The organism is Kocuria sp. SL71, assembly GCF_026672465.1.
In the GTDB taxonomy this organism is placed as follows: Bacteria; Actinomycetota; Actinomycetes; order Actinomycetales; family Micrococcaceae; genus Kocuria; species Kocuria palustris.
This window is the reverse complement of sequence record NZ_JAPPRE010000001.1, coordinates 1,639,514-1,659,529: the sequence shown is the minus strand read 5'-3', so window position 1 is coordinate 1,659,529 and position 20,016 is coordinate 1,639,514. Positions and strand designations below refer to the sequence as shown.

Genomic DNA, 20,016 nt, shown 5'->3' with positions numbered 1-20,016 from the left:
TCAGGGCCCGGCCCCCACCAAGCGATCCTTCGCCGGTGGGGGGCCGGGCCCTTCTCGTCGCTCGGGTCAGTCCAGGAATTCGAGCGGGGTCTGCGGCTTGGGCCCCGCAGCGGCCTCCCGCGCCTCAGCGGCCGGGACCCTGCCGATGAACAGCCAGCCCAGGATCTCTTCGCGCTCCTGCAGGCCGTAGAAGTCGTGCAGGACCTCCTGGTCGGGCGACTCGCGCGGTGCCCACTGCACGCCCCAGCCGACGCCGCACAGCGCAGCCTCCAGAACGGTGTGCGCGGCCAGTGCCTCCATGCGCTGGCGCTTGCGGGACAGCTGAGCGTCCTCGGCGGGACGGAAGACGAGGGCCAGCGCCATGCCGCCTCGCATGGCGAAGGCCAGCGAGCCGCGGAAGGCCGCCAGACGGCGCAGCTGCTTGCCCTTCAGCGGTGCGCTGCCATCGCCGACGTCCGGCAGGGAGCGCAGCCCGGAGAGCGCGGCGGCCAGCTGCGGGGCCTGCGTGCGAGTGGTGGCGATCAGGCGCCAGGGAGCGGTGTCGTCGGGCGCAGGTCGACCCGCGGCCGCCCGGACGATCTGCTCCAGCTCGGCGCGCGTGGGGGCCTCTGGGAGCAGAGTGATGGCGCGTCGACGCTGGGACAGGATTCTCAGGAACGGGGCGACCATGGAGCCATCATCCCACCTTCGGGACATTGCGCCCCTGTGCGTCGGAGAATCGGGGATGACGAGGTGAAGGCCACTGCCTGTCCTGCCCCGGTGCTGTCCCCCGGAGGTGCCATGATGAAGCCCATGACATCAACCACCGGATCCTCGCCCGATCATGAGCGCGAGCCAGATATCCAGATGCCCAGGAAGGGCGTGAGCGACGGCCAGAGCGTTCCGGCAGGCGTGCGGGTGGCCGCAGCCTGGTCCTGGCGCATCATCGTCATCATCGCCGGAATCTACGTGCTGGGGCGCCTGCTCGGGTCGGTGACCACCGTGCTGATCCCGGTGCTGCTGGCCGCCCTGGTGGCGAGTCTGATCGCCCCGCTGTCCCAGGCGCTGCGCCGCCTGCGGTTCCCGGGCATCCTGGCCTCTCTGAGCTCGATCGTGATCCTGATCCTGGTCGTCTTCGGCCTGCTGGCCCTTGCGGGGCAGCAGATCATCTCCGGCTTCAGCAAGCTCAGCGACTCGGCCATGGCCGGTGTGAACGCCCTGATCGGGCTGATCGAGGACCTCCCGATCGATGTGTCCACGGACCGGCTCAACGACCTGGTGGAGCAGGGCATGGGCTGGCTGCAGGACAACTCCGGGTCGATCCTCTCCGGGGCCGTGTCGTTCGGCTCGACGGCCGGCAACTTCGTGACCGGCTTCTTCATCATGATCTTCACCCTGATCTTCTTCCTCTCCGATGGAGAGCGGATCTGGCTGTTCATCGTGAAGCTGTTCCCCAAGCCGGCTCAGGCCGCGGTGAACGGCTCGGGCCGCAAGGCCTGGATCTCGCTGGGGCAGTACGTGCGGGTGCAGGGCTTCGTGGCGTTCATCGACGCCGTGGGCATCGGCCTGGGAGCGTTCATCCTGGGCGTTCCGCTGGCGGTGCCGCTGGCGATCCTGGTGTTCATCGGCTCGTGGATCCCGCTCGTGGGCGCTGTGGTCACCGGTGCGATCGGCGTGCTCGTGGCGCTCGTGGCCAACGGGCCGATGGCAGCCCTGGGCATGCTGGCCGTCGTCATCATCGTGCAGCAGCTCGAGGGCAACGTCCTGCAGCCGCTGATCATGGGCCAGGCGGTCTCCCTGCACCCGCTGGCGGTCTTCCTGGCCGTGGCCTCGGGATCCGTGGTCGCGGGCATCCTGGGCGCGCTGTTCGCGGTGCCGCTGCTGGCCATGGTCAACTCCGTGATCCGCTATCTCTCCAGCAGGGGATGGGAGCACGACCCGGACATCGCCTGGCAGCCCTATCTGTATCCGTGGGAGATACGCCGAAAGGCCAAGGCCAAGGAGCTCACCCGCGAGGAGGTGCTCCAGCAGTTCCGCCGCTTCAGCCGCACCCGCCGCAATGAGGAGGCCAAGTCCCGCAACAAGGAGGCCGAGAAGGACGTCACGCAGCGCGAGCGCGATCGCGCCCTCGAGGCCGCCGACCGGGTGTCCGAGGCCGAGCGCCGTCGTCACGCCCGGCAGAAGGAGCACCACGGCGCCGCCAAGGAGACCGACGTCCCGCAGCCCCGACCCACGCAGGAGGCGGGCGAGCTCGAGGAGGCGCAGGTGGCGCGCATGCCGCAGGGCCTGGGAGACGACGTCGGCCAGCCCACTCCCGGCGACCGGGTGGTCGCGGGCGTCGACGACGCCGATCCGACTCCGCCCGATCAGGGCGGCTCCGAGGATGGTCTTGATTCCGAGGCGGACGGCCGCGGAGGCTCCCACCGGGTCTGATCGGCCGGGGCCGTCGCAGCGCAGTCGCCTCCGCTGAGGACGACGCGCCTCGTCGGGAGCTCGTCGATGGGTCGCAGCGGCACCGCAGACGGTGTCGGGGCGGCCCATCGTCGCGTCCTAGGATGGATGGCGGCCCGCACCGGGGTCGAGCACGTCCATCGGGTGCCGCAGCACCCAGGTTCAGGAGGACCCCATGTCGCTGTCCGAGCTACCCGTCCAGCTCGAGGACATCGAGCGCGCCGCGCGGCTGCTCGACGGCGTCATCGAGCGGACTCCTGTGGCGCATTCCCGGGCGCTTTCGCGGGAGCTGGGCTCCGAGGTCTGGCTCAAGGCCGAGAACCTGCAGCGCGCCGGCTCCTTCAAGGCCCGTGGGGCCTACGTGCGGATGGCCGGGCTGTCCGATCAGGAGAAGGCCCGCGGGGTCATCGCGGCCTCGGCAGGCAATCATGCCCAGGGCGTGGCGCTGGCCGCCAGCCAGCTCGGGATCCGGGCCAGGATCTACATGCCGCGCGTGGCCGCGCTCCCCAAGATCGCCGCGACCCAGGATCACGGCGCTGAGGTCGTGCTCTTCGGCTCGACCGTGGACGAGGCGCTGAGCGAGGCCAAGCGGGTGGCGGAGGAGTCCGGCATGGTCTTCATCCACCCCTTCGACAACGCGGAGATCGTGGCCGGTCAGGGAACGCTGGGCCTCGAGATCCTCGAGCAGGTCCCGGAAGTGGACACCGTGCTCACGGGTGTGGGCGGAGGTGGGCTCCTTGCGGGTCTGGCTGTCGCCCTGAAGGCCAGAGCCGCCAACGGCGGGCGCCCGGTGCGGCTGATCGGCGTGCAGGCCGAGAACGCCGCCGCCTACCCGCCCTCGCTGGCCGGGGACGCGATCGTCTCCCTGGACAGGGTCTCGACCATCGCCGACGGCATCGCCGTGGGCAAGCCCGGAGAGCTGCCCTTCGAGATCATCCGCGACCTCGTCGACGACATCGTGACGGTCTCGGAGGACCGCCTGGCCGAGGCGCTGATCTTCCTGCTCGAGCGCAACAAGCTCGTGGTCGAGCCGGCCGGTGTGGTCGGCGTGGCCGCGCTGCTCGACGGACGCCTCCAGGAGGGCCACGGAGACCTCGGCACCACGGCTGTGGTGCTTTCCGGCGGCAACATCGATCCCATGCTCATGCTCAAGGTGATCCAGCGCGGTCTGGCGGCGGCTGGGCGCTATCAGACCCTGAAGATGATGCTCGTGGACCGCCCCGGCGAGCTGACCCGCATCTCCGGGATCATCTCGAGCCTGGACGCCAATGTGACCGGCGTGGACCACACCCGCATCGGCGGCTCGCTGTCCATGGGCGATGTCTCCATCACGATCGACATGGAGACCAAGGGCCACGAGCATTCGCGTGCCGTGATCGCCGCCCTGGAGGCAGAGGGCTACGAGCCCGTCGTCGTGCACTGAGCCGAGCGCTCCCGCAGCCCGCACCCGCTGCGGGTCGGCATGAGGAAGGCGCCGTCTCCCGAACGGGAGACGGCGCCTTCGCCGTGTGCGGGGCTTCAGCCGCGGAAGGGCTTGGCCTCGAGGATCTCGACTTCGATGGACTTGCCGTTGGGGGCCTCGTAGCTCACCTTGTCGCCGGCCTTGTGGCCTGCGATGGCCGCGCCCAGCGGGGAGCGCAGGGAGTAGACCTCCAGGTCGGAGTCCCCGACGAGGTCCTCGGCGACCTCGCGGGAGCCCAGCAGGAAGGTCATCTCGTTGCCGGCGATCTTCGCCGTGACGATCATGCCGGCTTCGACGACGCCGTTGTCCTCGGCGAACTCGCCTACCGTCGCGTTCTCCAGGAGATTGGTCAGCTGCTGGATGCGGCCCTCGTTCTTGGACTGCTCCTCGCGGGCGGCGTGGTAGCCGCCGTTCTCCTTGAGGTCGCCCTCATCGCGAGCCGCCTCGATGCGGTCGACGATCTCCTGACGGTACGGCCCGGAGATGTGGTCGAGCTCCTTCTTGAGGCGGTCGTAGGCCTCCTGGGTGAGCCAGGCGCCCTCGGTCTCGGGGGTCTCGGACACGGTGCTCTTCTCTCTGTCTGCGGTGGTCTTGCCGGCACGGCACCCGACGCCGGGGCGCGGGGCCTCTGCGGTCTGCTCGGGCGGTGCCGCTGCCTGAGGGGGCTGCGCTGCGCATCGCTGGGATGCGGGCGCGGCAGAACAGGCAGGAGGATCATCTTATCGGAAAGGGGTGCGATCTTCGGCACACCGATCCACGGCGCCCGTGTCAGGCCGAGTGCGCGCGGCCGGGGCTCAGCCCAGGTTCCAGCAGCTGTCGACCCGGGCGGTGTTGGCCGGATTGGTGGTGCGGATGGCCAGGCGGTGGGCGGTCGTGCGCTCGGCCTGGGAGTCCGCGGGCAGCGTGATCTCCTCGTAGCCGACGACGGCCCAGTCCTCGTTCAGCGCCTCGACGCCGCAGCGCACCGCCTGATCGGGATCGCGGGTGACCTCGAAGTCGGCGGTCACCTGGGCCGAGGAGATGAGGTCGAAGCCCACGTCCTTGGAGCTCGGCGCTGCGGACCGGCCCTGCACGATCCACACGACGAACAGGGTGGCCACCAGCAGCGCGGCCCCGATCAGACCCCAGCGAGCACGAGCGCTCAGCCGGCGGCGGGGACGGAGGTCATAGCGCTGCTGCAGCACCGACGTCTCGCTCGCGGCTGCGGGCTCTCTCGTGTGCGGCATGCCTTCCAGTCTAGTGCCGGCCTCGGACGCCCCGGTCGGTCCGGGCACCGAGGGAAGGCCCAGCCGAGGCGCGTAGGATCGCGGGGTGTGCGTGCTGTCGGCCGGAGCCGGAAGCGCGCCGCCTGCTGAGCACGGATGCTTCGTGCTCAGCGCCCCTCATCGGAAAGGATCTCAGGACCTTGCCCTCGTACTCCGACATGCGTCTGCTGGCCGTCCACGCCCATCCCGACGACGAATCGTCGAAGGGCGCCGCCACGATGGCGCACTACCGCCGTCTGGGCGTCGACGTGATGGTCGTGACCTGCACCGGCGGCGAGTCCGGCTCGATCCTCAACTCCGCCATGGAGTCCGTGCCCCACGCCCGGCGCGACCTCGCGGGCTACCGCCGCCAGGAGATGGACCGGGCGGCCAAGGCGCTGGACATCCGCCACCGCTCGCTCGGCTACACGGACTCCGGGCTGCCCGAGGGCGATCCGCTGCCGCCGCTGCCGCCGGCGTGCTTCGCGCTGCAGCCGGTGGACCGGGCCGCCGCCCCGCTGATCCAGCTGGTCCGCGAGTTCCGCCCGCACGTGATCCTCACCTACGACGAGAACGGCGGCTATCCGCACCCGGATCACATCCAGACCCACAACGTCGCCATGCGCGCGTGGGAGAAGGCAGGGGAACCCGAGCACCTGCCGGAGCTGGGCGAGGCCTGGCAGCCGCTGAAGCTCTACTACGACCGCGCCTTCGACCTGGATCGCCTCCAGGCGCTGCACGCGGCCCTGACCGCCAAGGGCCTGGAGTCCCCGTTCGCCGAGCGCATCGCGCGTCGGCTCGAGGCCCGGGACACGGAGGGCAACGACTCCGCGCCGAACGAGCACGTCACCACGACCAAGATCCACTGCGCCGACTGCTTCCCGGTGCGCGACGAGGCCCTGCGGGCGCATGCGACCCAGGTGGCCCCGGAGTCGTGGTTCTTCGCCATGTCCCCACAGGACCAGGCCGCGGCCTGGCCGTGGGAGGACTACGTGCTCGCCGACACCCGCGTGGACGCCGAGCTGCCGGAGACCTGCGTGTTCACCGGGATCGTGGACGAGGTCCACCCGGACCCCGAGGACGCCCCCTCCTGGCAGATCTGAGGGACCCGCGCCCGCGGAGCCCCAGAACCTTCGAAGAGACGAGATCACCGCTTCCATGCTCAGCCTGCCGCTGCAGAACTACAACGATGCCACCGACCCGGGTGAGCTGCGCCCCGGCCTGGAGGCCGAGCAGGTCAGCCCCGGGCTGCTCGGCTTCCTGATCACCTTCGTGATGGTCGCCGTCGTCGTGCTGCTGATCGTCGACATGGTGCGCCGCCAGCGCCGCCTCCGCTACCGCGCCGATTACGCGCGCGCCCGCGAGGAGGCCGAGTCGGGGGCTGCGCTCCAGTCCCCGGAGGCGGCGCAGGAGGACGAGCCCGCCGGATCAGCCGCTTCCACGGACACCTCCCGCGGCGGACCTCCGGGTGCCCGCGAGCAGGACGATGCGCGCGCCGAGAGGGACGCTCCGGGCGAGCGGCCCTGAAGCCGCCCGCGCAGCAGTCGTGCCAGTGCCGCTCAGGCGGACATCGCGACGACGATCGCGCTCCAGTGGCACACGAAGCCGATCACGGTGCACGAGTGGAAGACCTCGTGGAAGCCGAAGTGCAGCGGCGCGATCGCCGGGCGCTTCAGCGCGTAGACCACCGCGCCGGCGATGTAGGCGATCCCACCCACGGACAGCAGCACGGTGGCCGCTGAGCTCACGGGCCAGAACACCGGGAGGTAGGCCACCGCGATGCAGCCCATGACGATGTACAGCGGCGTGTAGAGCCAGCGCGGGGCGCCCATCCACACCAGGCGGAAGGCGATCAGGCCCGCGGCGCAGGACCAGATGATGATCAGCAGCGCCCGCGGATCCTCGAGCAGGGCGATCGCCAGCGGCGTGTAGGTCCCCGCGATCAGCAGGGCGATGTTGCAGTGGTCGAACCGGCGCAGGAAGCCCGTGACCCGGGGGGACCAGTAGCTGCGGTGGTAGATGCCGGAGACCCCGAACAGCAGCAGCCCGGTCACGCCGAAGATCGCGCAGGCGAACCGCAGCTCCAGGCTCGGCGCCAGCAGCACCGCGATCAGGCCCAGCACGAACACGACCGGGGTGAACGCTGCATGGATCCAGCCGCGCATCAGCGGCTTGCGCTCGACCGGGGGATGCCGCTCCGAGAAGCCCAGCCGCGAGAGCAGACGGGACGCGGCCACGGAGCGGGTCACGGTGGGCAGCTCGAGCCGACGGCGCCTGCGCCCGCCCGAGGCCCGGATCTCGTCGCGGTGATTGTGCACACGGCGTCCCTGCGGCGCCTCGGCGGTGTGCGGTGACATGGAGCCTCCCGGGGACGTCAGTGAGGATCTGCGCAGCGGTGCGATGCGGATCCTGTCCATGCTAGGCCGACGGCCTGCGATCGAGCTGGGTGCATCGTCAGCCGAGAGAGGACGGGATGGGCGGCGCGGTGGATGCGCCGCTGCTCCAGCAGCGCCCGCGCTATCTTTGGGGCAGCGGCGTCACCGGTCCATGAGAGACCGTGCGGGGCCGGACAGGGGTGCCGGGCCGCAAGGCCCGCAGCCGAACCGCCAGATGGAGGGACTGCGTGTCCAAGACCCGCCCGCTGTACCGCCTGTACGAGCAGCGGCTCGAGGCAGGGCTGCCGCCCGAGCAGCTGCCCGGGCACGTGGGGGTGCTCGTGGACGGCAATCGGCGCTGGGCGGAGCAGTCCGGAGGCTCGACCGCAGACGGGCATCGTGCCGGGGCCGAGAAGATCATCGAGTTCCTGGGCTGGTGTCGGGATCTGGATATTCCGCACGTCACGCTGTACGTCCTGTCCACCGAGAATCTCAAGCGCCCGGCCGAGGAGCTCGGACCGCTGCTGGAGATCATCGCCGAGCTGATGAGCTCGCTGCAGACCCGCAGCCTGTGCCAGGTCCAGGCGGTCGGCGCTCTCGAGATGCTCCCCGACGACCTCCGCGGCTCCATCCGCGAGCTGGAGCGCGCGACCGTGGGGAACGAAGGCCCTCACCTGAACATCGCGGTGGGCTACGGCGGGCGCCAGGAGATCGTCGACGCCGTGCGGGAGATCTTCGCGGGGGCGCTCGAGCGCGGCGAGGACGTGGCCGAGCTCGTCCAGCGCCTGAGCGTCGATGACATCTCCGAGCACCTCTACACGCGCGGGCAGCCGGATCCGGACCTGTTGATCCGCACCTCGGGGGAGCAGCGGCTCTCCGGCTTCCTGATGTGGCAGTCCGCCTACTCGGAGTACCACTTCTGCGAGGCCCTGTGGCCGGACTTCCGCTATGTGGACTTCCTGCGCGCGCTGCGCGACTACGCGAACCGCCATCGCCGCTTCGGCGGCTGATCGGCGCGGCCGACGCGGCCGGTCCGCGCCCGACGATCGCGGGAGCACCATGTCCCTCTCCGGTGAATCACACACGTGCAATTCATGCTGCGTTCATGCCAGCGGAGTCCGGGCACTGCGCCGCTGTGCCACGTTGGAGCCAGGCGGACCGGAGGATGAGCCATCCGGGCGCCCCGACGGCAGGAGGATGCGGCGATGACGAGCACCACCACCCACCCCACTGGTCAGCAGGGCCCCGTGCAAGCGTCGGAGCAGGAACCGCCGCGGCCTGAGCCGAGCGCCGAGCCCCCGCGCGCGGGAGTGCGCTGCTACGTGGTGGACACCTCGGTCCTGCTCTCGGATCCCCGTGCCGTGCTGCGCTTCGCGGAGCACGACGTGGTGCTGCCGGTCGTCGTGGTCATGGAGCTGGAGGCCAAGCGCCACGACCCTGAGCTCGGGTACTTCGCGCGCAAGGCCCTGCGGCTGCTGGACCGGCTGCGCGTGGACCATGGCGGGCTGGATCGCCCGATCCCGCTCGGCGATCACGGCGGTCGGCTGCGCATCGAGCTGAACCACATCAGCGAGACCGTGCTGCCGCTGAGCTTCCGGCTGCGCGACAACGACTCGCGCATCCTGGCCGTGGCCCGGAACCTGGCCGATGAGGGCCACGATGCCTGCGTGATCTCCAAGGACCTGCCCATGCGCGTGAAGGCCTCTGCGCTGGGCCTGGACGCCGAGGAGTACCGCGCCGAGTGGATCGGCGACGACGAGCACGAGTGGTCGGGCATGGTCGAGCTCGACGTCGACGACGAGCTCGTGAGCCGCCTCTACGCCGACGAGGACGTCCGCGTCCCCGGCTCGGAAGGGCTGCCCTCGGGCGCCGGACTGATCTTGCACTCGCACCGCGGCAGCGCCCTGGCCCGGGTGCGCCCCGACGGCGGCACCCGGGTGGTGCGCGGGGACCGCGAGGTCTTCGGGCTCAGCGGCCGCTCCGCCGAGCAGCGCATGGCGATCGATCTGCTGCTGGATCCGCAGGTCGGCATCGTCTCCCTCGGCGGGCGCGCCGGCACGGGCAAGTCGGCGCTCGCGCTGTGCGCCGGGCTCGAGGCGGTCCTGGAGCGACAGGAGCACCGCCGGATCATCGTGTTCCGCCCGCTGCACGCGGTGGGCGGCCAGGAGCTGGGCTATCTGCCCGGTTCGGAGGAGGAGAAGATGAGCCCGTGGGGCCAGGCGGTCTACGACACCCTGGGCGCGGTGGTCTCCGAGAATGCGATGGCCGAGATCAGCGCGCGCGGGCTGCTCGAGGTGCTCCCCCTGACCCATATCCGCGGCCGCTCCCTGCATGACGCCTGGGTCATCGTGGACGAGGCGCAGTCCCTGGAGAAGAACGTGCTGCTGACGGTGCTGTCTCGCATCGGGCAGAACTCGAAGGTCGTGCTCACCCACGACGTGGCCCAGCGCGACAACCTGCGCGTGGGCCGTCACGACGGGATCGCGGCGGTCGTGCAGGCGCTGAAGGGCCACTCGCTGTTCGGGCACGTGACCCTGACCCGCTCCGAGCGCTCGCCGATCGCGGCGCTGGTCACCGAGGTGCTCGAGCGCACCGAGGTCTGAGCCGACCGCCTCGGCCCCGGCCGGAGCTCGTGCCGGGGCTCAGGCGTCCTCGGCCGATGCCTGCCGGGGCCGCAGCGCGACCCATGCTCCAGCGGCGATGGAGACGAGCAGGGGGACGGTTCCGAGCCGCTCGAGCGCAGGGGGACCGTTGAAGACCACGTCGGCCCCGCGGTCGCCCAGGTACTCGGCGGCCATGACCGACGGATTGTCGCTGAAGGCCACCAGGATCATCAGCGCCAGCACCGCGGCCGCTGCCCATTCGGCAGGCGGTGCGCTGCGCGGGCGGTCCGGGACCAGGGCGAACAGCAGCGGCAGCACCCACACCCAGTGGTGCTCCCAGGAGATGGGGGAGATCAGCAGCATCACGAGGGCGCCCAGCACGACGGCGGAGAACGGGTCGCCGGCTCGCGCCGCGCGGCGGATGCCGAGCCCTCCGAGCACGATCACGGCGACCGAGAGCAGCAGCCACAGGGGGGTGACCAGGGCATCCGGCAGACCCCACAGATGCAGCATGCCGTTGAGCGACTGATTGGAGATCCGTCCGGCGTCGCCCACACGATCCGTCGAGAACAGCTGGTGCGTGAAGTAGTCGAGCACCTCGCGGGGCAGGACCACGGCCGCGCCCAGGACCGTGATCAGCACGCCGAGGACCATGCCGATGATCGTTCGCCACCGGCCCAGCACGAGCGGGACCAGGCCCATGGCCGCCGGGGTGATCTTCAGGCCGGCGGCCAGACCGGTGAGCACGCCCGAGCCGGCGCCTCCGCTGCGTCGACGGCCGAGATCCGCGAGGATCAGCACGGCCAGGAGGACATTGATCTGCCCGAAGATGAACGTGAACCAGACGGGGTAGAGGTGCCAGGCCAGACCCAGCGCCGTCGCATAGGCCAGCAGCGTGGGGACCGGGCGCAGCAGGAACCAGCCGCGCGAGATCGGGGCCAGGCGCAGCACGACTCCGACGAACACCCCGATCAGCCCCGCATTGACCGCCTTGAGCACGGACCACGCCGATTCCAGGGACATGGCCCCCAGCGGATGGAAGAGGATCGCGGCAGCGGGCGGGTAGGTGAACGGCAGCTCGATCTTCCCGGCCTCCACGAGGCTCGGGGCATAGAGGTAGTCAGTCGTCGGGTTCTGGCCGTGCAGGATCTGGGCCGCGCGCCAGTAGACCTGCATGTCCAGCCCGGGGGCCTCACGTTGGCTGTGGACCACCAGGATGAACACGGCGGTGAAGATCAGCAGCCCCGCCCACATCAGCAGGCGCTGGAGCACGGACGGGGCCGACGGGGAGGACTCGTCGGCGAGGACGGCAGAGGGCATGGGCGCGGCGCCTTCGGTGGGGAGCGGATCGTGCGGTGGAGCTTCCGGGCCTGCAGCTCTGGTCTCGGGCAGGCGTGCGGGCGACTCGGAAGTTGTTCAGCCCCGCAGCCTCCACGGCAGGTGCTGGGAGACGTCGGTGAGCCGGAAGGACACGGGGGTGAACAGGTCGTCGTTGAGGTAGTCGTCGACCGCCTCGATCCGCAGCCGGTGACCGGAGCCGGCCTCGGGGCCCTCGAGCACCTCCGACGCGGTGCAGATCCCGGTCTGCTCGTCGATGCTCACGGCGGTGGGTGCGGGAGCCAGCGGATGCCCGGGCTCCACAGGACGATAGCCCACGAGCGGGCGGACGACGGCCCGGCGCACCGGGCGGCCGTCGTCATCGACGGCGCTGCGGATCTCGGTGAGGGCCGCTGGGGCCCGCTCCGCGAGGTAGAGCGGCTGCGGGGCGGGCCCTGCCAGCTCGACCGGATCGAGGACGGCCTGCCACCGGCCGCCGCCGAAGACCGGGTCCCCGTAGGCCGCCTCCGGACGGCGCTCGACCAGCCCCGAGCGGGTGTAGATGGGGCTGAGCAGTCCAGGAGGCACGAGCCAGGACTCGGGGCGAGCGGAGACGTAGAAGTCGTCGCGCGAGCCCACGAGATCCGTGGAGGTGTACAGCGCGGTGCCGTCCAGTGCCTCCACGCGCAGATCCTCCGGGCGGCGGATCCAGCAGCGCACGGGGGCGGTCTCGGGGCCCAGCCAGCTCAGGGTGAAGCGCACCGTGCCCCAGCGCCAGGGGGAGGACCGGCACAGGGCGGCGAACTCGGACGGATCGGTGGCGGGGGCGGCGCAGGGACGACCGCTCGCAGACGGGGTCATGCAGCCATCGTAGGTCGTCGCAGCGTGGTCACTGCTGTCCACAGCTGCTCGCACGGCCTCCCTCGCAGCTGCCGCCTCGGCTAGCTTCAAGTCCATGGGGGCGATCCTGGGTGGAGTTCTGGACGGCGGGGCCGCGCAGTGGGCTGCTGCGGCTCTGCTGCTGCTCGTGCTCACCGGACTCGCCGTGGTGGGCACCTGGCTCGTGGTGGTGGACCTGCGCGAGCACCGTCTGCCCGGGGACATCGTGCGCCCGGCGTGGATTGCCGCCGCGGCGGGGCTGGCAGGAGCCGGGCTGCTGGCCGGGCAGCCCGCGCGGATCCTCGCCATGGTGATCGGGGCGGCTGCGCTGTGGGGGCTGTACTGGCTGCTGCGCCGCGGCTCGAGCGGGGCTCTGGGCGCCGGCGACGTCCGTCTGGCCGGGCTGATCGGCACCGTGCTGGGCTTCGACTCGCTGTGGCTGCTGCTGTGGGCCACCGCGGCTGCCTTCGTGCTCGGCGGGCTGGCCGCTCTGGTGGTCGTGGTGCGCGATCGCGGCGACCTGCAGACGCGCATACCGTTCGGACCGGCCATGATCGCGGGTGCTGCCGCCGCGCTCGTCGTGGTCTGAAAGCGCGGCCCGAGCGTACAGCGCGGCCGAGGCGCTGCCTCTCGGTCGGCGCCCGGGCTGCTGTGGGACGCTGAGGTGCTGCCGCTGCGCGGGCCGTCGTCGGGCGGCCCGCCACTGATCGAAGGAGTAGTCCGTGCCCACTCCCGAGTACATCCTGTCCCTGCGCGAGAAGATCGGTCATGATCTGCTCTGGCTTCCCGGAGCGACCGCCGTGGTCCTGCACGAGGGCCGGATCCTGCTGGGGCGGCGTGCGGACAACGGGAACTGGGCGCCGATCACCGGCATCGTGGATCCTGGCGAGGAGCCCGCGGCCGCTGCCGTGCGCGAGTGCCTCGAGGAAGCCGGCGTGGTCTGCGAAGTCGAGGGCCTGGCCGGTGTGAAGGCCGGGGGAGAGGTCGTCTTCCCGAACGGGGACCGATGCCGGTTCCTGGACCACACCTTCCGCTGCCGCTACATCAGCGGCACCGCGCGCGTGAACGACGACGAGTCCACGGAGATCGACTGGTTCGACCTGGACGACCTGCCGCCCATGCGCGAGGACCTGCTGCGACGCATCCGCTGCGCCATGGACTTCGACGGCACCACGCGGTTCTCCACGGAGCCCGGTCCCTCCCAGGACCCCACGGGCGCCCACGAGCCGCCTCGGAGCTGAGAGCAGAAGAGCCGCCCCCGCCTCCGAAGAGGACGGGGACGGCTCGCGGTCTGCCGGTCGGATCAGCGCAGCGCGTTGATGTTGCGCAGGTTGGAGCGCGCCATCGAGACGGCCTCGCCGGCTCCTCCGTTCATCACGACCTTGCTGATCGCGGTCGCGAAGCCGAAGACCTGGTCCGAGGAGATCTGCGGCGGCATGGACAGGGCATTCGGGTCGGTGATGACCTCCACGAGCGAGGGGCCCTGGTGCGCCAGCGCCTCGCGCAGGGCGGGCTCGACCTCCTTGGACTTGATCACGCGCCGGGACTGGAAGCCCATGGCGGCTGCGACCTGGGAGTAGTCCGTGTCCGGGACGTCCACGCCGAAGTCGGGCAGCCCGTCCACGAGCTGCTCGAGCTTGACCATGCCGAGCGTCGAGTTGTTGAAGAGCACGACCGTCAGCGGCAGCCGGTAGGTGGCCGCCGTGACGAGCTCGCCCAGCAGCATGGACAGGCCGCCGTCGCCGGACATGGAGATGACCTGCCGGTCCGGGTAGGCGAACTGGGCGCCGATCGCATGCGGCAGGGCGTTGGCCATGGTGCCGTGCTTGAAGGAGCCGATGATCCGGCGGGTTCCCAGCGGGCGGATGTAACGGGCCTGCCACACATTGGTCATGCCGGTGTCGGCGGTGAACACCGCGTCCTGCGCGGCGACCTCGTCCAGCACGCTGGCCACGTACTCCGGATGGATCGGGGAGAGCCTCTTGACGTTGCGGGTGTAGGCGCCCACGGCATGGTTCATGATCCGGTCGTGGCGCTTGAGGGTCTTCTTGAGGAAGGACCGGCTGCGCTTGCGCTTGAGCAGCGGAAGCAGCCCCTGCACGGTGGCCAGGGTGTCGCCGTGGACGGGGTAGTCGACCTGGGTGCGGCGCCCCAGCACGGAGGCGTCGCGGTCGACCTGGATGGTCAGGGTGTCCGGCAGGAACTGGTCGTAGGGGAAGTCGGTGCCGAGCATGACCATGACATCGGCATCCTTCATGCCCTCCGCGGCCGCGCCGTAGCCGAGCAGGCCGGTCATGCCGACGTCGAACGGGTTGTCGAACTGGATCGCGTCCTTGCCGCGCAGCGAGTGCCCGATCGGAGCGCTCAGCACATCGGCGAGCTCGATCACGGCGTCGTGGGCGTCGCGGACGCCGTCGCCGACGAACAGGGCGACGTTGTCGGCCTTGTTCAGGACCCCGGCCAGCTCGACCAGGCAGTCGGTGTCCGGGACCACGCTGGCGCCCATGACCGGCTTCCACTGCGGGGTCTCGGCGGTCGCCTCGAGATCGGCGACATCGCCGGGCAGGGTCACGACGGACACGCCGTGCAGGGTCGTGGCCTTCTGGATCGCCGATCGCACCACGCGCGGGGACTGGTCGGTCGTGGAGATCATCTCCGAGTACACGGAGCACTCGTTGAACAGGCGGTCCGGGTGGGTCTCCTGGAAGAAGGACTGCCCGATCTGCGCCGAGGGGATGTGCGAGGCGATGGCCAGCACGGGCGCCCCGGTGCGCTGGGCGTCGTACAGCCCATTGATCAGGTGCAGGTTGCCGGGGCCGCAGGAACCAGCGCACACGGCCAGCTCACCGGTGAGCTGGGCGTCGGCGGCCGCGGCCATGGCCGCGCCCTCCTCATGGCGGACGTGGATCCAGTCGATCCCGCCCTGGGCGGCACCTCCGGTGCGGCGCACGGCATCGACCACGGGGTTCAGGCTGTCGCCCACGATCCCGTAGATCCGGCGGACGCCGGCCTGCTGGAGCTGGGCCACGATCTGGTCTGCGAGCTTCATATCGTCTCCTTCGGGCGCGGTCGCTTCAGGGGGCGGCCCGCGCAGAGTCTGGAATGACACCATCGTAAGCACGCATGCGATCGACGACGGGACGATCGTGAGGCGGCTGACATCACGCTGTCAGCGGACAACGACGGCCGCCCCTGCCTCGCGTGAGCGCGGCAGGGGCGGCCGGGGAGCTGCGCGGGTCAGCTCAGCGGGATGATCACTTGTACTGCCCGATCATGGTGGTGACGTCCAGGGCGGCATCGAGCTGGTCCTCGGTGAGCTTCTCGCCGTCCACGTAGCCGAGCTCGACGGTCGCCTCGCGGACCGTGACCTTGTTGGCCACCGCGTACTTGGCGATCTTGGCGGCGGACTCGTAGCCGATCGCCTTGTTCAGCGGGGTCACGATCGAGGGGGAGGCCTCGGCCAGGAAGCGGCAGCGGTCCTCGTTGGCGGTGAGGCCGTCGATCATCTTCTCCGCCATGACCGTGGAGGTGTTGGCCAGCAGGCGGATCGACTCGAGCAGGTTGGCGGCCATCACGGGGATGCCCACGTTGAGCTCGAACGCGCCGTTGGTGGAGGACAGCGACACGGTGGTGTCGTTGCCGATGACCTGGGCACTGACCTGGATCGCGGCCTCGCAGATCACGGGGTTGACCTTGCCCGGCATGATCGACGAGCCCGGCTGCAGGTCCGGGATGGCGATCTCGCCCAGACCGGTGTTGGGACCGGAGCCCATCCAGCGCAGGTCGTTGTTGATCTTCATGTAGGAGTACGCGATGTTGCGCAGCTGCCCGGAGGCCTCGACCAGGCCGTCACGGTTGGCCTGCGCCTCGAAGTGGTTGCGCGCCTCGGTGATCGGCAGGCCCGTCTCCTCGCCGAGCAGCTCGATCACGCGCGCCGAGAAGCCGTCCGGGGTGTTGATGCCGGTGCCCACAGCGGTGCCGCCGAGCGGGACCTCGGCCACACGCGGCAGCGAGGACTGGACGCGCTCGATGCCGAAGCGCACCTGCGCAGCGTAGCCGCCGAACTCCTGGCCCAGGGTCACCGGGGTGGCGTCCATGAGGTGGGTGCGTCCGGATTTCACGATGCCCGAGAACTCCTCGGCCTTCTTCTCCAGCGACGCGGCCAGCGTCTCCATGGCCGGGATCAGCTCGTTGCTCAGCGCGGAGGTCACGGCCACGTGCACGGAGGTGGGGAAGACGTCGTTCGAGGACTGCGAGGCGTTGACGTGGTCGTTCGGGTGCACGGTGACGTCCGCGGAGGCCAGCTCGTCCGAGGCCAGCTTGGAGAGGACCTCGTTGGTGTTCATGTTGGACGAGGTGCCGGAGCCGGTCTGGAAGACGTCGATCGGGAACTGGTCGTCGAACTCGCCAGCGGCCACGCGATCCGCGGCGCTGCGGATCGCCTCGGCGCGCTGGGCGTCCAGGACGCCGAGCTCCTGGTTGGCCTTGGCGGCGGCCTTCTTGACCTGGGCCAGCGCCCGGATGTGCTGGCGCTCCAGGGTCTTGCCCGAGATCGGGAAGTTCTGGACGGCGCGCTGGGTCTGAGCGCTGTAGAGGGCGTCCGCGGGTACGCGGACCTCGCCCATGGTGTCGTGCTCGATGCGGTATTCGGACGTGTTCTCAGTCATGGGGCCAGTCTAGAGTCCCGCCGGGCCGCTCGCAGGGCGGAGCGGCCCGGCCGCAGATCAGCCCTGGTGCTCGACGCCGCCGTGCTCGGGGACGTCCAGCCACGAGCCGTGGCCGAAGGTGAGCTTGGCGCGGCCGTGCTGCAGGCTGTAGCACATGCCCACGATCGCGACCCGGCCCGTGGACACGGCGGAGGCGATCGAGCGGGACTGATCGAGGATGCGGTGGGCCACCATCTCGACGTTGGCCTCCACGATCTCGTCGACCGAGTCCCGGCCCGCGCGCTGGCTGTCGAGGACGGCCGGCATGATGCGCTCGACGAGGGAGCGCTGGAAGCCGCGCGGCATCTCGCCGCTGCGCACCGACTCGCGCGTGGCCGTGACGGCTCCGCAGCTGTCGTGGCCGAGGATCACGATCAGCGGGACGTTGAGCACCTCGACCGAGTACTCGAGAGTTCCGATCACGGCGTCGTCGATGACCTGCCCGGCGGTGCGGACCACGAAGGTGTCCCCCAGGCCCAGGTCGAAGATGATCTCTGCGGCCAGGCGGGAGTCCGAGCAGCCGAAGATCGTGGCGAACGGGTTCTGCGACTGCGTCAGGGACTCGCGCCGAGAGGCGTTCTGGTTCGGGTGCTCCGAGGTGCCCTCCACGAACCGGAGGTTGCCGGCCTGCAGCTTCTCCAAGGCCTGGCGAGGGGTCAGCTGCGCTGCGGCGGCAGCAGGCGCGGTCGCCGTCGTCGTCGGCTGCTCGGCCGACGGGGAGGCGGCCTCGGGGGTCTCCTCGACGGCAGGTGCGGTTGACGGCTGCTCGGGGGCGGTCTGCGCGTCCGTGCGCGTTGCGGCGGTCATGGGATCCTCCTGGGTTGGATGGAAATAGGCGGGTGTAAGGGAAGGGGTGCGGCTCAGGCGCTGTCGTCGGCGGCGTCCGCGACGGCCTGGGCGGCGTGGTCGAACTCGGAGTCGGGGGCGGTGCCCTGCAGGATCACCGTGGTGCCCTCGACCTCGCCGATCCAGGCGGTGCGCTGCTCGTCGTCATCGTCCTCGCCGAAGTGCACCTCCCACTCGATGCCTCCGGCCTCAACGGTGTCCGCCTGCGGCAGCGAGTCGATCTGCTCGAGGGTCCAGGTGGGGTTGGCCTGATCGGTCTGGATCAGCCCGATGAAGCCGCCGCGCGGGGTCACCCAGCCGGCGTCCCAGGAGTCCACGCCGTCGGACTGCTGGCCCTCCCAGCGGGCGTAGTTGGGGCTCCAGCCCTCGCCGAGGTCGGGGACGAGGGGATCGAAGTCCGCGACGTCGGCCGCGTAGCCGGCCTCGCGCTGCACGTCGACGTCCGGGCGGTAGGTCTGGGCATCGGGGCGCGGCTGCAGGAAGAAGAAGACCAGCACGAGCGCGATGAGCACCACCATGGACAGCACCATGGCCCGTGCCGGGGCATTGACGCGCTTGGCCTGCTTCTGCGTCAGCTGGGGGACGACCGGCGGCTCCTGGTCGGCGCCGCTGCCGCGGTCCTGGCCGGCCTGCTGCGGCTGAGCCTCCTGCGCCTCGGGCTCCGGGCCTGCTGTCTGCACGGGCCGCCCCTCGGGGGTCCGTCGGGGCGCGGGGTCGGTGGGGGCGGGGGCTGCGCTCGAGCCGGTCCTGCTGCTGTCATCGATCTCCGTCACGCCCCCATTGTGCCCCGCCCGCGCGGCGCCGGGCGAACCGCCCCCGGGCGCCGGGGCCGGTTCGCCCGCCCCGGCGTGCTCATCGCCCCAACCGGCCCGCGGCGATGTCGCTCGAGCCGGCCCCCGGAGCCTGACGTCCGCCGCGGCCCAGCGCCGGGCCGCGGTCCGGGACCTCGGTGCGCAGGTCGTAGGTGTACTGGGCGCTGGGCCACTGGGGATCCTCGCCGATCCGCGAGGCGGAGATCACGACGGCCTCGCACTCGTTCATCCGCAGGATCTGCGAGACGTACCGCGGCAGGCTCCCCGGCTCGCGACCGCCGGTGCGCCAGGCGCTGCCGTAGTAGTGATCGGTCCGCTGCGCCCGCCGCAGCACGGAGGCGCGGACGGGGGCGGGCAGGTGCGCCTGCCGGTCGGCCGCCCTCCTGGCCAGGGTCGCAACCTCGGCCGAGTCCTCGTCCGCGGACTTCGTCGCCGTGCTCGTCCCCGCTGCATTCGTGGAGCTCCCGGCCGACGGCGACGTCGAGTCGACGGCCACGTCTCCCACGCGCGCGGTGGCGGGCTTGCGGGCTCGGCGCTTCACGGAGCCCGCCTTGACCCATCCTCCACTGGGCTTGAAGGTGCCGCGCGGCTGGACCTCGAGCTCCTGCCCGACTCCGAGGCCCGTGAGGATTCCTGTGCCGATCTCGCCCATGACCATGGCATTCATGGCGGCCAGCGCGGCCAGACGGACGAAGAGCGTCAGGAACCAGAGCTCACCCTGCTTCTCCTCTCCCAGCAGAGCATGGGCTCGCCGCTGCCGGACCTGCTGCCGCCGTCCGGGACGAGGCTCCTCGGGCAGCCGTCGGCGCAGGTCCTCGGCCTGGCCCCACCAGCTCAGCCCCCGGCGACCTCCGCTGATCTGCGTCCAGGCATCCAGTCCGGCCTGACTGCGCGGGTCGTGCTGCGAGCGATCCGGTGCAGGCCCCCCGGCCCCGACGCCCTTGACGGCGGTGTCCGGCGCAGGGGGAGCAGTCGGCGGTGCGTCATGAGGCGCGTCCTCGATGGGAGCGCCCCACCCGGGCATGCCAGGTTCGGCATCGCCACCGGTCGCGTCCGCCTCGTCGCCCGGCGGGGGCTCGGTCTCGCCCTGGTCCGGTGGTCCACAGCGATCGGATCCTGCCGCGAGGCCTGCGCGCAACCCTGCCCTCGGACGGCACGCTGTGCCGAACGGCACGCTGATCTGCCCGTCGGGCTGCAGGCACCGCGAATATGTCATGGCGGCCTGCGACGGCACGGCCCTTCCTCGCCCGGGCCGCCGCAGGTGAGCATCAGGGGCGCGGACGGTCGCGGGCCTGCACCGAAGACGTGCCCGCCCTCCTTCCAGCCCGTTTCGCGGCTACTC

Annotated in this window: 19 protein-coding genes; 8 read left to right on the top strand and 11 right to left on the bottom strand. The window is 71.0% G+C overall.

The annotated features are described in order from the left end of the window. Positions 1–66 precede the first annotated feature (66 nt). Positions 67–669 carry a nitroreductase family protein gene (locus tag OVA15_RS07420; RefSeq protein ID WP_268144104.1) on the bottom strand — a complete coding sequence of 201 codons (603 nt, stop codon included), beginning with the start codon at positions 667–669 and terminating at the stop codon, positions 67–69. A 123-nt stretch (positions 670–792) separates the two neighbouring features. On the opposite strand from OVA15_RS07420, the gene OVA15_RS07415 reads away from it, so the two are divergent. Together OVA15_RS07415 and ilvA are read left to right on the top strand one after the other, a co-directional pair. Next, positions 793–2,412 (top strand): AI-2E family transporter, encoded by a 1,620-nt coding sequence (locus OVA15_RS07415; RefSeq protein WP_235444517.1) that lies wholly within the window; start codon positions 793–795, stop codon positions 2,410–2,412. 193 nt (positions 2,413–2,605) lie between these two features. Then, complete coding sequence (gene ilvA, locus OVA15_RS07410; RefSeq protein WP_268144101.1) at positions 2,606–3,853, top strand: threonine ammonia-lyase; 1,248 nt, start codon at positions 2,606–2,608, stop codon at positions 3,851–3,853. Positions 3,854–3,948: 95 nt separating this feature from the next. Here ilvA and greA read toward each other — a convergent pair whose 3' ends face one another. Both greA and OVA15_RS07400 read right to left on the bottom strand, forming a co-directional pair. Then, positions 3,949–4,455 carry a transcription elongation factor GreA gene (gene greA / locus OVA15_RS07405; RefSeq protein ID WP_006213422.1) on the bottom strand — a complete coding sequence of 169 codons (507 nt, stop codon included), beginning with the start codon at positions 4,453–4,455 and terminating at the stop codon, positions 3,949–3,951. 231 nt (positions 4,456–4,686) lie between these two features. Next, positions 4,687–5,118: a DUF4307 domain-containing protein gene (locus OVA15_RS07400; RefSeq protein WP_053447786.1), complete on the bottom strand. Its 432-nt coding sequence runs from the start codon at positions 5,116–5,118 to the stop codon at positions 4,687–4,689. 197 nt (positions 5,119–5,315) lie between these two features. Between OVA15_RS07400 and mca the strand changes: the two genes are divergently transcribed. Then, the gene (mca, locus tag OVA15_RS07395) at positions 5,316–6,239 is read left to right on the top strand and encodes a mycothiol conjugate amidase Mca (RefSeq protein ID WP_268145650.1); all 924 of its coding nucleotides are present in this window, start codon (positions 5,316–5,318) and stop codon (positions 6,237–6,239) included. A 55-nt stretch (positions 6,240–6,294) separates the two neighbouring features. Continuing rightward, positions 6,295–6,663, top strand: a complete 369-nt coding sequence (locus OVA15_RS07390) for a hypothetical protein (RefSeq protein WP_053447785.1) — start codon at positions 6,295–6,297, stop codon at positions 6,661–6,663. A 32-nt stretch (positions 6,664–6,695) separates the two neighbouring features. Here the strand turns inward: OVA15_RS07390 and trhA are convergent, their stop codons facing one another. Beyond that, complete coding sequence (trhA, locus tag OVA15_RS07385) at positions 6,696–7,493, bottom strand: PAQR family membrane homeostasis protein TrhA (RefSeq protein ID WP_206390348.1); 798 nt, start codon at positions 7,491–7,493, stop codon at positions 6,696–6,698. A gap of 266 nt (positions 7,494–7,759) precedes the next feature. Between trhA and OVA15_RS07380 the strand changes: the two genes are divergently transcribed. Then, a complete protein-coding gene (locus tag OVA15_RS07380) occupies positions 7,760–8,521 on the top strand; it encodes an isoprenyl transferase (protein WP_053447783.1) in 762 nt (253 codons plus the stop codon). 195 nt (positions 8,522–8,716) lie between these two features. Then, positions 8,717–10,114 (top strand): PhoH family protein, encoded by a 1,398-nt coding sequence (locus tag OVA15_RS07375; protein WP_268144096.1) that lies wholly within the window; start codon positions 8,717–8,719, stop codon positions 10,112–10,114. Positions 10,115–10,153: 39 nt separating this feature from the next. On the opposite strand, the gene OVA15_RS07370 is transcribed toward OVA15_RS07375, so the two are convergent. Further along, positions 10,154–11,434: a glycosyltransferase 87 family protein gene (locus OVA15_RS07370; RefSeq protein ID WP_268144095.1), complete on the bottom strand. Its 1,281-nt coding sequence runs from the start codon at positions 11,432–11,434 to the stop codon at positions 10,154–10,156. Between the two features lie 96 nt (positions 11,435–11,530). Further along, on the bottom strand, positions 11,531–12,292 hold the full coding sequence (locus tag OVA15_RS07365; RefSeq protein ID WP_268144093.1) for a hypothetical protein: 762 nt from the start codon (positions 12,290–12,292) through the stop codon (positions 11,531–11,533). Between the two features lie 94 nt (positions 12,293–12,386). Between OVA15_RS07365 and OVA15_RS07360 the strand changes: the two genes are divergently transcribed. Together OVA15_RS07360 and OVA15_RS07355 are read left to right on the top strand one after the other, a co-directional pair. After that, positions 12,387–12,899, top strand: coding sequence for a prepilin peptidase (locus OVA15_RS07360; protein ID WP_268144091.1), 513 nt, complete (start codon positions 12,387–12,389; stop codon positions 12,897–12,899). A 133-nt stretch (positions 12,900–13,032) separates the two neighbouring features. Further along, the gene (locus tag OVA15_RS07355; protein ID WP_268144089.1) at positions 13,033–13,551 is read left to right on the top strand and encodes an NUDIX hydrolase; all 519 of its coding nucleotides are present in this window, start codon (positions 13,033–13,035) and stop codon (positions 13,549–13,551) included. Positions 13,552–13,613: 62 nt separating this feature from the next. Here the strand turns inward: OVA15_RS07355 and OVA15_RS07350 are convergent, their stop codons facing one another. The 5 genes from OVA15_RS07350 to OVA15_RS07330 all read right to left on the bottom strand — a co-directional run bounded on the left by OVA15_RS07350 (position 13,614) and on the right by OVA15_RS07330 (position 19,698). Beyond that, positions 13,614–15,359, bottom strand: coding sequence for a pyruvate dehydrogenase (locus OVA15_RS07350; RefSeq protein ID WP_268144087.1), 1,746 nt, complete (start codon positions 15,357–15,359; stop codon positions 13,614–13,616). A 205-nt stretch (positions 15,360–15,564) separates the two neighbouring features. Continuing rightward, positions 15,565–16,977 carry a class II fumarate hydratase gene (locus OVA15_RS07345; protein ID WP_006213409.1) on the bottom strand — a complete coding sequence of 471 codons (1,413 nt, stop codon included), beginning with the start codon at positions 16,975–16,977 and terminating at the stop codon, positions 15,565–15,567. 57 nt (positions 16,978–17,034) lie between these two features. Beyond that, on the bottom strand, positions 17,035–17,823 hold the full coding sequence (locus tag OVA15_RS07340) for a carbonic anhydrase (RefSeq protein WP_235444516.1): 789 nt from the start codon (positions 17,821–17,823) through the stop codon (positions 17,035–17,037). Between the two features lie 53 nt (positions 17,824–17,876). Next, complete coding sequence (locus OVA15_RS07335) at positions 17,877–18,635, bottom strand: DUF4245 domain-containing protein (RefSeq protein ID WP_206390344.1); 759 nt, start codon at positions 18,633–18,635, stop codon at positions 17,877–17,879. 79 nt (positions 18,636–18,714) lie between these two features. Beyond that, entirely contained in the window at positions 18,715–19,698 is a 984-nt protein-coding gene (locus OVA15_RS07330) for a hypothetical protein (RefSeq protein ID WP_268144083.1), read from the bottom strand. Positions 19,699–20,016: the final 318 nt, after the last annotated feature.

What these genes read in the sequence shown, in the direction of transcription:
- mca (WP_268145650.1), top strand. Translation starts at nt 5,316, where the DNA reads ATGCGTCTGCTGGCCGTCCACGCCCATCCCGACGACGAATCGTCGAAG.
- OVA15_RS07370 (WP_268144095.1), bottom strand. Translation starts at nt 11,434, where the DNA reads ATGCCCTCTGCCGTCCTCGCCGACGAGTCCTCCCCGTCGGCCCCGTCC.
- OVA15_RS07360 (WP_268144091.1), top strand. Translation starts at nt 12,387, where the DNA reads ATGGGGGCGATCCTGGGTGGAGTTCTGGACGGCGGGGCCGCGCAGTGG.
- OVA15_RS07400 (WP_053447786.1), bottom strand. Translation starts at nt 5,118, where the DNA reads ATGCCGCACACGAGAGAGCCCGCAGCCGCGAGCGAGACGTCGGTGCTG.
- OVA15_RS07330 (WP_268144083.1), bottom strand. Translation starts at nt 19,698, where the DNA reads ATGCCCGGGTGGGGCGCTCCCATCGAGGACGCGCCTCATGACGCACCG.
- OVA15_RS07345 (WP_006213409.1), bottom strand. Translation starts at nt 16,977, where the DNA reads ATGACTGAGAACACGTCCGAATACCGCATCGAGCACGACACCATGGGC.
- OVA15_RS07350 (WP_268144087.1), bottom strand. Translation starts at nt 15,359, where the DNA reads ATGAAGCTCGCAGACCAGATCGTGGCCCAGCTCCAGCAGGCCGGCGTC.
- OVA15_RS07420 (WP_268144104.1), bottom strand. Translation starts at nt 669, where the DNA reads ATGGTCGCCCCGTTCCTGAGAATCCTGTCCCAGCGTCGACGCGCCATC.
- ilvA (WP_268144101.1), top strand. Translation starts at nt 2,606, where the DNA reads ATGTCGCTGTCCGAGCTACCCGTCCAGCTCGAGGACATCGAGCGCGCC.
- OVA15_RS07340 (WP_235444516.1), bottom strand. Translation starts at nt 17,823, where the DNA reads ATGACCGCCGCAACGCGCACGGACGCGCAGACCGCCCCCGAGCAGCCG.
- OVA15_RS07390 (WP_053447785.1), top strand. Translation starts at nt 6,295, where the DNA reads ATGCTCAGCCTGCCGCTGCAGAACTACAACGATGCCACCGACCCGGGT.
- OVA15_RS07415 (WP_235444517.1), top strand. Translation starts at nt 793, where the DNA reads ATGACATCAACCACCGGATCCTCGCCCGATCATGAGCGCGAGCCAGAT.
- OVA15_RS07375 (WP_268144096.1), top strand. Translation starts at nt 8,717, where the DNA reads ATGACGAGCACCACCACCCACCCCACTGGTCAGCAGGGCCCCGTGCAA.
- trhA (WP_206390348.1), bottom strand. Translation starts at nt 7,493, where the DNA reads ATGTCACCGCACACCGCCGAGGCGCCGCAGGGACGCCGTGTGCACAAT.
- OVA15_RS07365 (WP_268144093.1), bottom strand. Translation starts at nt 12,292, where the DNA reads ATGACCCCGTCTGCGAGCGGTCGTCCCTGCGCCGCCCCCGCCACCGAT.